This window comes from Rhodococcus sp. ZPP (assembly GCF_017656075.1).
Lineage (GTDB): Bacteria > Actinomycetota > Actinomycetes > Mycobacteriales > Mycobacteriaceae > Rhodococcus_F > Rhodococcus_F oxybenzonivorans.
This window is the reverse complement of sequence record NZ_CP058638.1, coordinates 5340204-5358301: the sequence shown is the minus strand read 5'-3', so window position 1 is coordinate 5358301 and position 18098 is coordinate 5340204. Positions and strand designations below refer to the sequence as shown.

The following is an 18098-nucleotide window of genomic DNA, read 5'->3' as shown; positions in this document are numbered from 1 at the left end:
CCAGAGGGTCGCCGGGCGGCACCATGGAGTGATGTCACAGATGACCGTGCTCGCCGTCGGTGGCACCGGCGAATCCCGTCCCGATGACCGCCGCACCGAAGTCTCGGGCCTCCTCCGCGAAGTGACCGTCCGACTCGACGACCGTTTTGCGCCCCAATGGGTCGGTTACCCGGCGTCGTACGGGCCAGTCGCGACGGGCGGCCTCAGCTACGTGCAGAGCACCGAAGCGGGAGTCTGCGCGTTACTCGACCGACTCCGGGAAGACGCCGGCCCGATCGCCCTGATCGGCTACTCGCAGGGGTGCACGGTCATCCGGGAACTTCTGGGAATGATTGCTGCGGGCATTGTCCCAGTGGGCCGCATCGTTGCCGCCGGATTCATTTCGGATCCGCAGCAACCGGCCGGGGTGGTGCCGGGCTGCGAGGGACGCGGCGTCGCCGGCGAGGGCCCGCCACTCCCCGCCGCGGTTTCGGTGATGTGGGTGGCGAACCCGCAGGACATGATCTGTAATGCCAGCGACGACAGCTACGTCCGCGACATTGCGGATCTCACCCGATCGATGTCGCTGCGCACCGCGCACACCTGGTGTGCGCACATGTGGCAGCTGCTCCGCCACAACAGTTTCCAGAATGCGGCGAAGACCCGCTTCAGCCCCCGTCAGTGGCGTACCGACCTCCGGCGTCTGCGTATCGCACTCGTCGAAATTCTTGGCTACCTCCCGCCACGGCTGGCCTGGCGTGGTATTCGTATCGCCAACCGGCGGGGTGGACGGCACATCGCGTACGCAACCGAACCCCTCGACGCGCGTGGGCTGACGGGATGTCAGGTGTTGGCACGCTGGCTGTGCGACACGGCGGATGACCACACCGTCTCCGAGTCGCTGAGCCCGGCCGCCTGAACCGAACGCGCGAGGACGGCCATCGACGCTCCCTCACCGACCGCACTGTGCACTGCCATCAGTCCGCCGAGGGAAATGAGAGCAGCGCCCGCGTCGAGCGCCAACCTCCCGACAGCGAGTGCACCGGTCACCATTTGTCGCATACTCATCAGGATCTCCTCCGGTTGCCGACCGCTCTGACACCTTCCTATAGATACGTGCCCGGATACCCGATGGCTCAACCACAGCTTCAGACCTGAGGCTCGAGAGACTCCCCGACGCTCACCGCCTCCACAGTTCGGGAACGCCCTGGTTCCACATCGAAGCGGCGCGGGGTCATAATGGGTCGTTATGGACGCATATCACGCTGATGCGGCCACCGCAGACTCCGTCCTCGCCTCACCCGAGGACGCCCCTGCGGTGGTGAAGAAGGTTGCCCGGTCTGCCGCGACGCTGAGCGTCGAGCGGTTGGCCGCGTTGGTGACCGCTATGGGTGGATCGATCTCAGACGAAGATCACCTGGTGGTTGTACTGCAGCGAGCAGTGGAGATCGCGCACGAGGCGATCGATGGCGCCGACAGCTGCGGCATCACCATCGTGTCCGGCGGCCGTACCTTCACCGCAGTGCACACCGATGCGCGAACCCTGCAGGTCGACGCCCACCAGTACGAAATCGGTGAGGGTCCGTGCCTGCATGCGGCAACCACGGGCGAGACAGTGCGCGTAGACGTCGACAGTGCCGACGCGCGGTGGCCCCAGTTCATCGCCGCCGCGAAAGAAGAAGGCGTCCGCTCGTTCCTTGCTGCCCCGCTCTACACACCTAGCGAGCGTTTCGGTTCGCTCAACATCTATGGTCGCAGGCCCAACGCCTTCACCAAGCAGGACGAAGCCGCCGTCGATGCCCTGACCGCCGCTCTGGCCCGTGCCATCGCCGACTATGCGCGCTTCCGGCATGCGCGGGATCTCGCCGACGGGCTACGCGAGGCCCTCGAAAGCCGCGCCCCGATCGAGCAGGCCAAGGGCATGCTGATGGCCATCCACCGGATCGACGCCGACGCCGCCTTCCAGATGCTCGCCGAGAATTCGCAGCGCAGCAACCGCAAGCTGCGGGTTGTCGCGAAAGAACTGCTGGCCGCCGTCTCCGGAGTCGACGCCGCAGCCGCCGACGAGACGGCGAAAGAACCTTCCTGATCCGCGCACTGCAGCACAAAGTCCTGCCCGGCATATGACTACCGAACAGGACCGTGCGCGCCTTCGGAGCTGCTTTCTCAACTCCGTGCGCTGAGCAGATGCACACGTAGGAACGAGCAGCCACTTCCGGACGAGAGTACGCGTGCTTCGGCGGCCTACGCCTGCGACAATGGGACGGTGTACGACGACGTCTCCACACTGGGCAGCGAAAAACTGACCGCCATCCTGGCGGAGCAGCGGGCCCTCCTCGGAGAATCAGTCGCCAACGACTACGGCGAGGCGTACTGCATCCACGCCCGTGAGCGCATCGAAGAACTCGAGGCTGAGGTCGCCCGCCGCGGATTGTAGTTCTCGCCGCACTGTCCCGGGTGTGGTCTGCTAGAAGGCGTAGTCCACGACCACCGGAGCGTGGTCACTCATTCGGCGGTCCGCCGCCGGATCCCGGTCGGTGCCGGCCGCGACCACCGCCCCCGCCAGCCGTGGCGTCGCAAGGTGGTAGTCGATACGCCACCCGACATCATTCACGAATGACTGCCCCAGCCACGACCACCACGAGTACGGACCGTCGACGTCCGGATGCTGTCGCCGGACGACGTCGACGAGCGTGCGCGGCGACAGGATGGAGTCGAACCACTCACGTTCCTCCGGCAGATAACCCTCCACCTGGTTGCTGCGGCGCCAGTTCCGAACGTCGTGACGGGTGTGCGCAATATTGAGGTCACCCATCACCAGCAGTTCCCTGCCCCGTGCGCGTGCCGTGCGGCGCGCGCGGGTCAGCTGTCGCGCGAATGCGGAGAGAAACCGCATCTTGCGGTCGTAGCGGGCTCCACCGTCGGGCGCCTCCCGCATGCGCCCCGGCTTCTGGAGGTGCGCCGGAAGGCCACCCTTCGGGAGGTACATCGACACCACGGTGATCGGCGCCTCGGCAAGGTCCACCTCGAGGTACCGGCCCTCGTTGGCGAACTCCCCCAGCCCACGGGCCAACGGCACCGGGTCGAGTTCCACTGTCTCGGTGTGCGTTTCCCCCGGCCGTTGCACGAGAGCCACACCACTCCACGTTCGAATCGCGAGGGGCGCACACCGAGTCAGGACCGCCACACCATTGCGGCCCGCGAGCTCCCCCTCGTCGTACGCCAGGTGGTACTCGCCGAACACACCCGGCGGGACAGCGCTGGCACGAGCCCGCATCTCCTGGATCGCGACCACATCGGGTCGACGATCGGCCAGCCACTCCTCGAATCCGCGCCGCTGCGCCGCACGAATCCCATTGACGTTGAAGGTCGCGATCCGCACGAGGCACAGTGTAGGGAACCGGGGCCGTCTCGCTGTACCGGGTCAGGCTCTCAACCGAATCGATGATCCAACGGACGACAAACTACTGAAGTGTGATCGAGTCGTCTCCGAAGTCCGCCACCACGCGTAGGCGTCCGCCGAGCGCAGCCACATACGATTCCAAGGTGCCCAACTCCGTGTGTTGCAAGTCGCCGCGTTCGAGCTTCGACACTCGGGCTTGTGAGACACCTAGCGCCTTAGCAACATCCGCCTGCCGCGGCCCTTGGGCCTTACGGATGTCTGCCAGGCGGTAGGCGCGCACCATCTCATGCATCTCCTTACGTGCGTTGTCCGCGCGCTGCGGATCGATCAATCCGTTGTCGACCGCCTCCGCGCGAACCTCACGCCAATTCCGTGCCACCTTCGACACCTCCTTCAGTCGTCGTAATCTCCGTCTAGCCGCTTCTGATACCGGTCGTCCGCCACCGGGATGTTTTCGGCATACCACGCCCGCCATTGACCAGTCTTATCGCCGCCGACTAGCAGTACCGCATCGCGGTGTGGATCAAAAATGAACAAGATTCGTATGTGAGTACCCGGCGGTCGCAACTCCTTCATGCTGTGAAAGCGAGAGGCTTTCACCTTGTCGACCACTGGGCGCCCTAAGGTTGGACCGGTAGCCTCGAGAAGGTCAATCGCACCAGCAACATGCTCGGCAGCCTCTGGGTCGGTCGAAGCAAGTTCGATGAACCATTCTTCAACCTCCTTCAAGAGTTCTACGTTGAACACAAGGAGATCATATAACTTCTATGTTGTATGGTCCAGACTTAGCATAACTCGGCCTGGGCCATCCCCATCGGTGACCTTGCACGGATCGAAAGCGCATCACGGACGAATCGCTCGGTCTCGCTGATTCGCCCAATCGATCCGAGTTAATCGACGCATCCCATGACTGACTCGGGGTAGGAACGCAGGCGCTCACGTGCGATACCTTCGGCTGCCTTCTCCGCGACGAAGCGTCGCTGAAGATCGCACGACGAGTCGACCGTCGTATTCAAAGAGGCGCTAGGAACTGCTGTGTACTCAATGTGCATCGAAGACCGTATCTAGCCGCCGACCAGGCGTTCTAGACGTTGAAGCGGAACTCCACGACGTCTCCGTCGGCCATGATGTAGTCCTTGCCTTCCATGCGCACCTTGCCGGCGGCTTTGGCGGCGGCCATGGATCCGGCGGCGACGAGGTCGTCGAAGGAGACGATCTCGGCCTTGATGAAGCCGCGTTCGAAGTCGGTGTGGATGACGCCGGCGGCTTGGGGGGCGGTGTCGCCCTTGTGGATGGTCCAGGCCCGCGCTTCCTTGGGGCCTGCGGTGAGGTAGGTCTGCAGGCCGAGGGTGTGGAAGCCGGTGCGGGCGAGAGCGTGGAGGCCGGGCTCGGACTGTCCGATGGAGTCGAGCATCTCCTGCCGGTCCTCTTCGTCGAGCTCGAGCAATTCCTGTTCGACCTTGGCGTCGAGGAACACGGCGTCCGCGGGGGCGACGGATGCGCGCAGTTCGGCGACCTTCGCCTCGTCCGTGAGCACTGCCTCGTCGGCGTTGAACACGTAGAGGAACGGCTTGGTGGTGAGCAGACTCAGCTCGCGCAGCAGTGTGAAGTCGAGCTTGTCTTTCGCGCTGAACAGCGTCTTGCCGGTGTCGAGCACTTCCTGCGCGGCCAGTGCGGCCTCGTGCAGGGGCTTGAGGTCCTTGTTCTTCTTCGCTTCCTTCTCGAGCCGCGGCAGAGCCTTCTCCAACGTCTGCATGTCGGCGATGACGAGCTCGGTCTCGATCACCTCGATGTCGGACGCCGGGTCGACGCGGCCGTCGACGTGCACCACGTCGTCGTCGTTGAACACGCGTACCACCTGGCAGATGGCGTCGGCTTCCCGAATGTTGGCCAGGAACTTGTTGCCGAGACCGGCGCCTTCGGAGGCGCCCTTCACAATGCCGGCGATATCGACGAACGACACCGTCGCAGGCAGGATCCGCTGGGAACCGAAGATCTCGGCGAGCTTGTTCAGCCGGGGATCGGGCAGTTCGACCAGGCCGACGTTGGGTTCGATGGTGGCGAACGGGTAGTTCGCGGCCAGCACGTCGTTGTTGGTCAGCGCGTTGAACAAGGTGGACTTGCCGACGTTGGGCAGTCCGACGATTCCGAGGGTAAGGCTCACGGTCGTTGGATTCTACGGCCTCGGCCGCGGTGACCGGTCACCAGTTGCGCGCGTCCCCGTTCGGGGTGTAACCCGGTGATAGCCCGGAGCTGCCGCACGGCTGCCGAAACTCCTGGCCGGGACCCGTAACGGGGGGAGGCGGGTTGACGATGTAACAAGGCTAAGCACCACACCGGAAGGACACAGTCAGCACGCGGTCCCGAACGATCACCGCACCGTAACTGAAACCCGTACCCCGGGCCCCTCTGACCTCCACGCCCCACGGGTGTGGCGGCACCCGCGACCCCCGGTCGTTGCATGGAGGGATCCTCCCCTTGGATTCTTCAACTTCATCCGACCCCCACACCGACAGGTTCGGTGCCGGCTTTCCGCTGTCGTCTGCGCAGCGCGGGATGTGGCTGGCGCAGCGGCTGACGCCCGAGGTTCCCCTCTGCATCGCGCAGTACGTCGAAGTGCACGGACCCTTCGATGTGGCCTTGCTCGACAAGGCGTCCGTGACCGCCGCGCGCGAGTTCCACTCCCCGTTCCTCCGGATTTTCGAGGTGGACGGCGAACCTTTCCAGGTGGTCGACCCGACCCTCGATTTGTCGACCGAGTACGTCGACCTCCGGGCCGCCGCCGACCCGCTGGCGGCGGCGCACACGTGGATGGAGGACGACTACACGAGACCTCTCGACCCCGAGGCGGACATGCTGGCCGCATCAGCGGTTCTGCACGTCGGGGATCAGCATTACTTGTGGTACAGCAGGATTCACCACGTCGCGCTGGACGGATACGGGGCGATGACCATGGTCAATCGCATCGCCGCCCTCTACACGGCTGCCGTGCAGGGGCACCCCCCGGAACCGAATCTTGCGGCGGATCTGCGCACCCTCTACGCCCTCGACCAGCAGTATCGGTCGTCGTCTCGATTCGAAGCCGACCGCGACTACTGGGCGCAGCGGATCGCCGGGTTCGCGGAGGGGTCGAGCCTGTCCGAAGTGGTCGCGCCGGCAGTCGCGAAGAGCATCCTCCTGACTACCTCGCTGTCGGATGCCGCGTCAGAGCGCCTGATGCACTCGGACGAGGTGTTCGGAGTTCCCGCAGCCGGCGTGGTCGTGGCTGCCTTCGGTTGCTACCTGGCGAGAATGAGCGGCCGCGAGAAAGTGTTGCTCAGCCTGCCCGTCTCCGGTCGAACCACCACCATCCTGCGACGTTCCGGTGGAATGCTCGTCAGCCTCGCCCCACTGCACATCAGCGCGCCGCCAGAGGACCGGGTGGACGAGATGCTGCGCCGGTCCCAGTTGGAGCTCATGGGCGCACTCCGCCATCAGCGCTACACCCTCGAGGACATTCGCCGTGATGCCGGCGACCGATCGTCTGGCCGCCGTCTCACCGGTCCGATGGTCAACGTCATGCTCTTCCATCCGGAAATCACACTGGGCCCGGTGACCGGGGAATTCCACGTCGTCACGTCCGGTCCAGTCGAGGACCTCCTGGTGAACGTCTACCGCAGCGGCACACCCGAGAGGACGCTGGTCGAGTTCCGGGGCAACCCGCACCGGTACACCGACGAGGACCTGCGTCGGCACCATTCCGCTTTCGTCGCCCTGTTGGAGGAGCTCCTCGAGGCCCGCCCCGAAGACGCGACAGCCGACGTTCATCCCGAATCCGCCGCCGAAGGAGCACGCCGACGGCGGAAGGTGGCTGCGCTCGACTATTGGAAGCAGACCCTCGACGGCCTGTCCGCGAACGACATTCTGCCCACCGACCACCCGCGGCCCGTCGATCGCACACTCGTGGCGGACGGACGGGTCGATGTTCGCATCCCGGCCGAACTGCACCAACGCATGCACAGTGTCGGCGCCGACTGCCGATTCGCAGCCTTCTCCGCGATTCATACCGGGCTGGTCGCACTGCTCTCGCGACTGGGGAGCACCAACGACATCGCGGTCGGCACCTCCGGTGGTCCGGGCGGTGGGCCGCTGATCCTGCGCACCCCCGTCGACAGCGCCCAGACGTTCACTGACGTGCTCGGACGGGTCCGCGACACCGAGCTGGGCGCGTACACCCACTCCGACGTCCCCTTCGACGAGGTCGCTGCGGCACTGGGCCTACAGGACGAGTCGTCCGGCCGGTGCCCATTCCAGATCGGTCTCGAATTCGCGGGTACGGCAACGGACGCGTCACCGACCGACGGCGCGGACCTGTCGGTCGTCTGCACGGCGCACCCCGACTGTGCAGGCGTCGATATCCAGCTTCTTTTCGCGACGGCCTTGTTCGAACCCGACACCGTGCGGGAGTTCGGGGACCGCTTGGTGCGCCTGCTCGATGTCGCCACGCTCGACTCCGGTGCGGCCGTCGGTGATTTCGACGTCCTCACTCCCGCCGAACGCGCGAACCTGGTACCCGCTCTGGGACCGCCTGCGCTGCCGCCCCGACTGCTGCCCGACATACTGACTTCGGCCGCGGAAATCGATCCCGACGCCATTGCCGTCTCCGAGCGGGGCACCGACATGTCGTACCGCGAACTGGACGAGGAATCGAATCAGTTGGCACGCCTGCTGATCGCGCGCGGTGCCGGACCGGACACCATCGTCGCGCTCGCACTGCCGCGATCTTCCGAGTTCGTGCTCGCGCTCTGGGCCGTCGCCAAGTCCGGTGCAGCGTTCCTCCCGGTGGACCCGAACTACCCGCAGGCCCGCATCGAGCACATGCTGACCGATTCGGGCGCAGTGCTGGGCGTGACCGATCACCGACACCGCCTGCGTTCGCCTGCCGTGTCTTGGCTCGACTTGGACGACACACGAACCGAGACGACGGTCGCCGGGTGCTCTCCTACCCGTGTGACCCAGGCGGACCGATTGCGGCCACTGCGGCGTGACCACGCGGCCTACGTGATCTACACGTCCGGTTCCACCGGCATCCCGAAGGGTGTGTCGGTCGGGCACCGGGGCATCGCCGACCTCGTCAGCGCGGAACGCGAAGGTCTGGAAATTTCGCCGAAATCGCGGGTCTCCCATTTTGCCTCGCCCAGTTTCGACGCTTCCATCTTCGAACTGCTCGGCGCATTCGGAGCGGGAGCGCGGGTGGTGATCGTGCCACCTGCCGTCGTCGGCGGCGCCGAACTGACCCGGGTACTCGCCGACGAGCACGTCAGCCACGCAATATTCACGCCGACTACTGCGGCGACACTCGATCCCGCGGCCCTCCCCGAGCTGACCGATCTGGCCCTCGCCGGCGAGGCAAGCCCGCCCGAGTTGGTCACGCGGTGGGCGTCTGCCGCCCGGCGGGTCCGCAACGCATACGGCCCCACCGAGGCCACGATCATGTCGACGCTGAGCCCACCGCTCGCGCCAGGGCAACGGGTGACCCTGGGCGGGCCGATCCGGGGGTTCTCGATACTGGTTCTCGACTCCCGACTCCATCCGGTTCCGCCGGGAGTCGCAGGCGAGGTGTATCTGGGTGGTCCCGGCCTTGCCCGCGGGTATCACCGGCGACCCGGCTTGACTGCAGCACGTTTCGTTGCCGACCCGCACGGTCCACCGGGCGAGCGCCTCTACCGCACGGGCGACGTCGCCGCGTGGCGGAAGTGTGCCGACCTTCCGGACGGAACACCCACCGGCCTGTCGCTGGAGTACCTGGGCCGCAGCGACTTCCAGGTCAAGATCCGCGGGTTCCGTATCGAACTCGGCGAGATCGATGCCGTCCTGATGCGGCATCCCACGGTGAGCTTCGCTGCGACGGTCGACCGCGCCACCAGCGCAGGCGACCCCACACTGGTCGCCTATGTGCGACCGGTGCAGGGCGCGCAGGTGGACGTCCCCGGATTGGAAACGCTCCTGCGACGCACCCTCCCCCGGTACATGCTTCCGTCGGCCATCGTGCCGCTCGACGAGGTCCCGCTCACCCCTGGTGGGAAACTCGACCGTGCGGCGTTGCCCGCACCCACCTTCCTGCCCGGCAGCACTCATCGGAAGCCGGCCACCCCGACGGAGGCCACCGTCGCCGCCGTCTGGGAGACCGTGCTGGGGGTCAGCGGCATCGGCGCCCACGACGACTACTTCGATCTGGGCGGGAATTCGCTGACGGCGACCCGGGTAGTGGCCCGGGTGAACGCGGCCCTCGGCACCACGATCGGGGTCGCTGAACTGTTCGAGGCGCCGACGGTGACGACACTGGCTGCGAGACTCGACCGGGACGAGCATCGCGGGCCTGACCGTCCCGCTCTTGCCCCGGTGGCACGCCCCGCCGTCATTCCGCTGTCCTCCGCTCAACAGCGCATGTGGTTCATCAATCAGTACGACACCACGTCACCCGCCTACAACATTCCGCTCGTCGTCCGCTTGACGGGACGACTCGACGTGCCCGCCCTGGTGGCCGCGATCGGTGACATCGTGGAACGGCACGAATCGCTGCGCACTGTGTTCCCCGCATCACCCGACGGCCCGCACCAGGTCGTGCTGCCGGCCGCCGACGCGGTACCCGTCATCGAACCGATCCCCGTGGAGAACGAAAGCGGACTGGCGCAACGCCTTTCCGAGGTGTGCTCGACGAGGTTCGACGTCGCCACCGCCGTCCCCTTGCGCTGCACCCTCCTTCAGCTCGGCGACAGCGAGTACGTCCTGGCGCTGGTTCTGCACCACATCGCGGCGGACGGGGCGTCGACCGCGCCACTGGCTCGGGATGTGACCACGGCGTACGCCGCGCGCACCGCCGGTCACGCGCCGCAGTGGCCACCGCTCGCCGTGCAGTACGTCGACTACACCCTCTGGCAGCGTGCATTGCTGGGAAGTGACACGGACCCGGACAGCCTGCTGTCGCGGCAACTCGACTACTGGACCGAAACACTGAGCGGAAGTCCCGCTCTGCTCGAGTTGCCCACCGACCGCCCGCGCCCGGACACCCGGTCGCTGCGTGGCGGCCGCGTAGAATTCTCGATCGACCCCGAGTTGCACGGCGCCGTGCTCGAGCTTGCGCGAAGCTCCACGTCGACGGTGTTCATGGTGTTGCACGCCGCACTGGCAGTTCTGCTGGCCCGGCTCAGTGGATCCGACGACGTCGCCGTCGGCACTCCGGTGGCAGGCCGCGGCGAGGCAGCGCTGGACGACGTCGTCGGCATGTTCGTCAACACCGTGGTCCTGCGTACCCAGACAGACCTGTCGACGGGTTTCGGCGACACCCTTCGGCACGTGCGGGACACCGATCTCGCCGCCTTCGGTCACACCGACATCCCGTTCGAGCAGCTGGTGGAGGTGCTGGACCCCCCACGTTCATCGGCATATTCACCGCTCTTCCAGGTATTGCTCGAGTTCGAACACATTCTGCCTTCGGGCAGGGAACTGCACGGTCTCGAGCTGCCCGGACTCCGCCTGGAGCCGGTCGACTACGACGCGGGAATGGCCAAGTTCGATCTGCAGCTCTGGCTCTCCGAACGCCTCGACACCAACGGCTCCCCCCTCGGTATGCAGGCGGGGGTCGTGTATGCCACCGATCTGTTCGACGAGCAGACGGTGCGGAAATTCGCCGAGCGTTTCGTGCGCATACTGGAGGCGGTCACCGAGAATCCGCAGACCCCGATCGGTGACATCGAGATCCTCGATGCAGCCGAGCGGGACGCCGCGCTCACGCCTTGGCGGCAGCCCGTCACAATGAGTGAAAGCCAGACTCTCGCAGACGTATTACTCCGCGCGGCGACGACGTCCCCGAATCAGGCAGCCGTCACCTACGCGGGTGACACGGTCTCGTATTCCGAGCTGGCTACCCGCGTCACTCGCCTGGCCCGTCTGCTGATGAACCGCACGCTTACCCCCGAAACCGTGGTCGCCGTGGCGGTTCCCAGGTCCGTCGACTGGGTGGTTGCCGTGCTCGCGGTGATCGCAGCGGGCGGTGCCTGTCTCCCGGTCGAGGTGACCTGGCCCCGCTCCCGCGTCGAGCATGCCCTGACGTCGGCGGATCCCGCGATGATCATCACTCACCTCGACCTCGCGGCTGAACTCCCCGACACCGGTTCTGCTGTCGTCGTGCTCGACGCTCCCGACACGGTGCACGAACTCGCTGCCACGTCGGATGCGCCGCTCACGCATGCTGCGACGCCGGACTCGGCCGCCTATGTGCTGTTCACCGCCGGTTCGACGGCGCCGCCGAAGCCGGTCTCTCTCTCGCACCGCGCCGTGCTCGCCGCCTTCGCCTCCGCATCCCAGTTCGGCTTCGACAATTCCGACGTGTGGACGACGTTTGCCACCCACACCGTCGATCTCTCCGTGTGGGAGCTGTGGGGTGCGTTGCTGCATGGTGGTCGGTTGCTGATCGTCGATGAAGACACCGCCCGGTCACCGCGCGAGACCGCAGCACTGATTGCCCACGAACACGTCACTGTCCTGAGCCGGACCCCCACAGCATTCGATCCGATTCTTCGCGCCCTGCCAACGGCGGGAAGCACTCCACTGTCAGCTCCGCGACTCGTCGTCCTCGGCGGCGAGGCCGTCTCCACCAACCTGGCCGCACGATTGTCCACGCTGCCGGCGTCGACCACCGCCATGCAGATGTATGCCTCCACCGAGACCGTCACCTGGGTGGCAGCGTCGGAGGTACTCGCGACCGCACACCAGGCACAGGCCCTCCCGCTGATATCCGCGCCCGGGCGGCCACTCGTCGTTCTGGATCGTCGGCTGCACATCGTCCCCGCGGGTGTCGTGGGCGAGCTGTATGTGGGCGGTACCGCCCTCGCACGCGGCTATCACGGCCGGGCACGTGCCACCAGCACCCGCTTCGTGGCGAGTCCGTTCGATGGTCCCGGCGAACGGATGTACCGCACCGGCGATCTGGCGCGAACCGACCGAGACGGGGGCCTTTACATCGTCGGCCGTTCCGACTTCCGGTCGTCGCTCCGCGGATACCGTATCCCCCTCGACGAGATCGACGCGGCGATGTCGGCGCACCCGTCGATCGACCGGGCGGTGACGGTCGACTACACCACCCGTTCGGGTGACCACGCCCTGGTGTCCTATGTGACGCCGGCCGCGAGTGCCGAAGTGGAGCAAGGCCGTCTGACCGAATTTGCCGCGACCCTGCTTCCGGCGCACTGCATTCCCACCGAGATAGTGGAGCTCGACACTCTTCCCGTCGACTCCACCGGTGCGGTCGACCGCACCGCCCTGCCCGTGCCCGAATCCCTCGGGTACGCCGCCGAGTTCCGCGCGCCCAGGACACCACGCGAGGAAGCGGTCGCATCGGTGTTCGCGCAGGTACTCGGTGTCGAAGGTGTGGGCGTCGACGACAACTTCTTCGAACTCGGCGGCACCTCCCTGATCGCCACGAAGGTGGTGGCCCGCCTCAACTCGGCGCTGAGCACCGGAATCGGTGTGCGCGCCCTATTCGAGGCGCCGACCGTGCAGGCCCTGGCCGCCGTGCTCGACGCCGAAGACAAAGAGGCGTCCCTCCCACCGCTCCGACCGAGGGATCCCACCCGGCCGGTCCCGGTATCGTTTGCGCAACAACGGATGTGGTTCGTCAATCAGTTCGATACCAGCTCCGCGGCCTACAACATACCGATGGTCGTGCGTATCAGCGGACCACTCGATATTGCCGCTCTCAGCGCTGCCCTGGTGGACGTCGTCACTCGACACGAATCGTTGCGGACGGTGTACCCCCTCACCGACGATGGACCGGTCCAGGTGGTGCAACCCGTCGACGAGGCACAACTCGAACTCACGCCGATACCGATCCTCGACGACAAGCACCTGCGGGAACGGATCGACGACGTCATCGCCACCACCTTCGACGTCACGGTTCGGGCACCGCTGCGTGCCGAGGTATTCCGCGTGGACCCACTCACCCACGTCTTCGTGCTCGTGGTGCATCACATCGCGGCGGATGGGTGGTCCCTGGTTCCGCTGGCGCGAGACATGACCACGGCGTATGCCGCGCGCACGCAGGGTCACGCCCCCGACTGGAAGCCACTTCCCGTGCAGTACGGGGACTTCGCACTCTGGCAACGAGAGGTCCTGGGGTCCGCCGAAGACCCGACGTCGCCACTGTCCGAGCAGCTCACCTACTGGCGGACCACGTTGGCCGATCTCCCTGAGAGGCTCGAACTGCCGGCCGACCGTCCACGACCCACGACCGCCACCTACCAGGCGGCCACCGCCCGCTTCACCATGTCACCCGAGACACACCGTCGGCTGACCGAGTTGGCGCGGGAACACGATGCCACTCCCTTCGTCACCGTCCACGCCGCTCTCGCGGTTCTGCTGTCGCGGCTCGGGAACACCGGCGACGTCACGGTGGGATCGCCGATCGCGGGACGTGGTGAACAGGCACTCGACGATCTCGTCGGCATGTTCGTCGGCACCCTCGTGCTGCGCACGCGAATCGACCCGGCACTGCCGTTCGACAAGGTCCTGGCCCGCGTACGAGAAACTGATGTCGACGCCTTCGCGCACGCGGACATCCCCTTCGAGCGTCTGGTCGAGGAACTGAACCCGGCGCGTTCCACGGCTGCACACCCCCTGTTCCAGGTGATGCTCTCCTTCCTGAACCTGGCGGAGGCGAAACCGGAATTGCCCGGACTGCGCGTGTCCACCCTCGACCTCGACTCGCACCTGTCCCAGTTCGACCTGAATGTCGTTCTGCGCGAGCACCTCACCGACGACGGCGCGCCTGGCGGAATCACCGGCGAATTCGTGTATTCCACCGATCTCTTCGACGAAGCGACAGTGCGCGGGTTCGTCGACATGTTCCTCCGCGTGATCGACACGGTCTCTTACCTGCCCACCACGGTGGTCGGTGATATCCCCTTGCTCGACAGCACCGAGCTCGAGCGAGCGCTCGACCGGAAGTTCGTCACCAGACACGACTTACCCGGTGACACGATCCTCGACCTCTTCGATGCCCAGGTCGCCAGGGCACCCGAGGACACCGCTGTCGTGTTCGAGGGGAATGCCCTGAACTACCGCGAGTTCGACACCTGGACCAATCAGCTCGCGCGCATCCTGATCGGGAGGGGCATAGGACCGGAGTGCGTGGTGGCACTGGCCCTGCCGCGATCGTTCGAACTGCTTGCCGGAATGTTCGCCGTCGTCAAAGCGGGCGCCGCCCTGCTTGCCCTCGACCTCGGACATCCCCCCGAACGCATCGCCTATCTGCTCGACTCCTCCGCGCCCGCATTGGTGCTCACGATTTCCGGCGTCGATGTTCCCGTCCCTCCCGGCACCGAGGTCCTCGCCCTGGACGTCGTCGATCTCGAGGCTGTGGATGCGCGTCCGGTCACGGACGCCGACCGCATCGCTGCCCTGCACCCGGAGAACCTCGCCTACGTGGTCTACACCTCGGGCTCCACCGGAAGACCCAAGGGCGTCGCAGTGTCCCATGCAGCGATCACCAATCAGCTGGCGTGGTCCCGATCCCAGCTGCCGCTCCTTCCCGACGACCGCACCCTCCAGAAAGCACCGATCGCGTTCGATGTCGCCATCTGGGAATCATTCTCGGCATTGTGCGCCGGCAGCGCATTGGTCATTCTCCTGCCCGACGGCCATCTCGATCTCGAGTACCTGACTACGGTGCTGTCGACCGAGAACATCACCGTCGTCGAATTCGTGCCCTCGATGCTCGAGGTGTTCGTCGGCGACCACCGGCGCGCATTCCCCTCGTCGCTCCGCCGGGTGTTCTCGGGAGGTGAAGCTCTGCCTGCCCGCACCGCCGACCGGGTGCTGTCCCGAGGTGTCGCGCTCGGGAACATGTACGGTCCGGCAGAAGCGTCGGTGACGGCCACCTATTGCGATGTCACGTCGCTGCCGCTCACACCGGTGATTCCGATCGGCACCCCGGTGTGGAATACCCGGGTGTATCTCCTCGATCACCGGTTGCACCCGGTGCCGCGCGGAGTCGCTGCCGAAATGTACATCAGCGGTGCGCAACTGGCCCGCGGATACCTGGGACGACCGGACCTGACCGCACTTCGGTTCATCCCGGATCCGAACGGTGCCCCGGGGAGCCGGATGTATCGCACCGGTGACCTCGCCCGCCACAACAGTCTCGGACAGATCGAGTATCTGGGACGCAGCGATTTCCAGATTCAGCTGCACGGCTACCGTGTCGAACCGGGAGAGATCGAATCCACACTGCTCCGCCACCCAGGGGTTGCCCAGGCCGTGGTGGCACTCCACCGGGACTCCCACGGCGCCGACCATCTGATCGGTTACGCCGTGCCCGAGCCGGATGCGGAGATCGACGGGAACATCCTGATCGACCATGCCGCCTCTGCCCTGCCGTCGCACATGGTGCCGTCGACGATCCTCATCCTGCCGTCGTTCCCGCTGACACCGAACGGCAAGGTCGATCGTGGGGCACTTCCCGCCCCCGACTTCACCGTCCGTGCAACGAGCCAGCGGCTGCCGAGCTCGGAGGCCGAGCGCGTACTCGCGGCCCTGTTCGCAGAGGTACTCGGTCTCGACGCCGTGGGTGTCGACGATTCGTTCTTCGCGCTCGGCGGCGACAGCATCATGGCCATTCAATTGGTCGCGCGGGCACGAACCGCCGGCCTTACGGTGCAACCGCGGGACGTGTTCGAACACAAGACCGTCAGCCGGCTCGCGCGGGCCGTCTCGATCCAGCCGTTCGCCACACCCACTTTGGAGGAACTGCCCGGTGGCGACACCGGAGAGTTTCCGCTGACGCCCATCGCTTCCTGGTTGCTCGAGCTCGGCGGTGACTTCAGCCAGTTCTCGCAGGCCGCACTGCTGACCACCCCGGCAGGGGTCGACCACGAGACTCTCACGCGTACCCTCGAGGCCGTCGTCGAGCATCACGCCGCCCTGCGCGCTCGGCTTCGTCTCACCCCGGGCCGCGACCCGATCATGGAGGTACCCGCGGGACCCGCCCCCGGAAGCGATCTTCTCCGACGGGTCGCGGTCGCGCGGGTCACAGGCCCGGAGTTCCATCGCCTGGCGGTCTCCGAACTGGAGGCCGCAGCCGGCCGGCTCGATCCGGCCCGGGGCGTCATGCTGCAGGCCGTGTGGTTCGACGCCTCCCCGGACCACCGCAACGGCGACCTGTCGGCGCAGGAGGGCCGACTCCTGCTGGTGATCCATCACCTGGCCGTCGACGGCGTGTCCTGGCGAATCCTGGTACCCGACCTCGCCGCCGCCTGGGAAGACATCACCGCCGGCCGGGACCCCGACCTGCCCGAGAACGGCACCTCGATACGCCGCTGGGCGCACGCCCTCGTCGACACCGCCCCCGAACGGGCCGGTGAACTCGACCTCTGGCGCCGCATCCTCGACGGACCCGACCCCCTCCTCGGATCCCGGCCACTCGACCCCGTCCGCGACACCCGCGCGACGTCCCGCGACCTCACGGTCGACATGCCGACCGGCGTCACCGAGGCACTATTGGCCGACGTGCCCAAGGCTTTTCACGCCGGCACCGACGACGCGCTGCTCACTGCGCTCGCGCTCGCGATCGCCGTCTGGCGACACCGCAGGGGCCTTCGGGTGAACGAGGTTCTGGTGACCGTCGAGGGGCACGGCCGCGGCAACAGCCTCATCCCTGGCGCAGACCTCTCTCGCACCGTCGGCTGGTTCACCACCATCCACCCCGTCCGACTCGACCTCACCGGCATCGACCTCGACGACGCCCTCCACGGCGGAGACGCCGCCGGAACCGCCATCAAAACCATCAAGGAACAACTACGCACCATCCCCGACCACGGCGCCGGATACGGACAACTGCGCTACCTCGACCCCGACACCGCCGAAGAACTCCGCACCTACCCCGACCCCCAGATCACCTTCAACTACCTCGGAAGGTTCACCACCGCCGCAGATGTCGAGGGACGGACCTCGGCCTGGTCGCCGGTCGAGGATGCCGACCTCGGGGGACGTCAGAACGCTGAGATGCCCGCACCTGCGGTGCTGAGCATCGACGCCGCCGCGGTAGGGGCCGCGGGTGCACGAGAGTTGAAGTCCACGTGGACGTATGCGGCCGGAGTGCTGACCGCTGCGGAGGTGAGCGAACTCGCCGACCTCTTCACCACCGCACTCACCGCCCTCACCACCCACACCCACCAACCCCACACCGGCGGACACACCCCCACCGACTTCGACCTCGTCCACCTCGACCAACACACCATCGACACCCTCGAACACCACTACCCCACCCTCACCGACATCTGGCCCCCTCTCCCCCTTACAAGCCGGCCTCCTCTTCCACTCCGAATACACCGACCACACCCTCGACACCTACACCGTCCAACTCACCCTCGACCTCCACGGCCCCCTCGACACCACCCGACTCCACCACGCCGCCGAAACCCTCCTCCACCGCCACCCCAACCTCCGCGCCGCCTTCACCCACACACCCGACGGCCACCCCATCCAAATCATCACCCACCACACCCCCCTCCCCTGGACCCAACACGACCTCACCCACCAACCACCCCACCAACACCCCACCACCGTCGAAGACATCCTCACCACCGACCGCCACACCCGCTTCGACATGAACACCCCACCCCTACTCCGCTACACCCTCATCACCCGCACCCCACACCACCACCACCTCGTCATCACCAAC

Annotated in this window: 8 protein-coding genes and 2 pseudogenes; 5 read left to right on the top strand and 5 right to left on the bottom strand. The window is 66.4% G+C overall.

All coding sequences use genetic code 11. From position 1 onward, the window contains the following. Positions 1-31 precede the first annotated feature (31 nt). Positions 32-898, top strand: coding sequence for a PE-PPE domain-containing protein (locus tag HYG77_RS24725; RefSeq protein ID WP_208960934.1), 867 nt, complete (start codon positions 32-34; stop codon positions 896-898). Here the strand turns inward: HYG77_RS24725 and HYG77_RS24720 are convergent. Further along, on the bottom strand, positions 823-1047 hold the full coding sequence (locus HYG77_RS24720; protein WP_208960933.1) for a hypothetical protein: 225 nt from the start codon (positions 1045-1047) through the stop codon (positions 823-825). The genes HYG77_RS24725 and HYG77_RS24720 overlap by 76 nt on opposite strands. Positions 1048-1228: 181 nt before the next feature. Between HYG77_RS24720 and HYG77_RS24715 the strand changes: the two genes are divergently transcribed. Both HYG77_RS24715 and HYG77_RS24710 read left to right on the top strand, forming a co-directional pair. Next, positions 1229-2068 carry a GAF and ANTAR domain-containing protein gene (locus HYG77_RS24715; protein ID WP_109332201.1) on the top strand — a complete coding sequence of 280 codons (840 nt, stop codon included), beginning with the start codon at positions 1229-1231 and terminating at the stop codon, positions 2066-2068. A gap of 177 nt (positions 2069-2245) precedes the next feature. Next, entirely contained in the window at positions 2246-2416 is a 171-nt protein-coding gene (locus HYG77_RS24710) for a hypothetical protein (RefSeq protein ID WP_204164790.1), read from the top strand. A 30-nt stretch (positions 2417-2446) separates the two neighbouring features. Here the strand turns inward: HYG77_RS24710 and HYG77_RS24705 are convergent, their stop codons facing one another. The 4 genes from HYG77_RS24705 to ychF all read right to left on the bottom strand — a co-directional run bounded on the left by HYG77_RS24705 (position 2447) and on the right by ychF (position 5546). Then, positions 2447-3361, bottom strand: a complete 915-nt coding sequence (locus tag HYG77_RS24705; RefSeq protein WP_208960932.1) for an exodeoxyribonuclease III — start codon at positions 3359-3361, stop codon at positions 2447-2449. 82 nt (positions 3362-3443) lie between these two features. Next, positions 3444-3761 carry an XRE family transcriptional regulator gene (locus tag HYG77_RS24700; RefSeq protein WP_230989920.1) on the bottom strand — a complete coding sequence of 106 codons (318 nt, stop codon included), beginning with the start codon at positions 3759-3761 and terminating at the stop codon, positions 3444-3446. A gap of 14 nt (positions 3762-3775) precedes the next feature. Beyond that, a complete protein-coding gene (locus HYG77_RS24695) occupies positions 3776-4129 on the bottom strand; it encodes a type II toxin-antitoxin system RelE/ParE family toxin (RefSeq protein WP_208960930.1) in 354 nt (117 codons plus the stop codon). Positions 4130-4466: 337 nt separating this feature from the next. Further along, a complete protein-coding gene (ychF, locus tag HYG77_RS24690) occupies positions 4467-5546 on the bottom strand; it encodes a redox-regulated ATPase YchF (RefSeq protein WP_109332205.1) in 1080 nt (359 codons plus the stop codon). Positions 5547-5938: 392 nt separating this feature from the next. Between ychF and HYG77_RS39860 the strand changes: the two are divergent. Together HYG77_RS39860 and HYG77_RS40720 are read left to right on the top strand one after the other, a co-directional pair. Continuing rightward, a pseudogene (locus HYG77_RS39860) lies at positions 5939-17605 on the top strand (amino acid adenylation domain-containing protein); the annotation flags it as partial. Positions 17606-17759: 154 nt separating this feature from the next. Continuing rightward, positions 17760-18068 (top strand): annotated as a pseudogene (locus tag HYG77_RS40720) (condensation domain-containing protein); the annotation flags it as partial. Positions 18069-18098 lie beyond the last annotated feature (30 nt).

Coding starts and splice junctions, on each gene's coding strand:
- HYG77_RS24725 (WP_208960934.1), top strand. CDS start 32: ATGTCACAGATGACCGTGCTCGCCGTCGGTGGCACCGGCGAATCCCGT.
- HYG77_RS24720 (WP_208960933.1), bottom strand. CDS start 1,047: ATGAGTATGCGACAAATGGTGACCGGTGCACTCGCTGTCGGGAGGTTG.
- HYG77_RS24715 (WP_109332201.1), top strand. CDS start 1,229: ATGGACGCATATCACGCTGATGCGGCCACCGCAGACTCCGTCCTCGCC.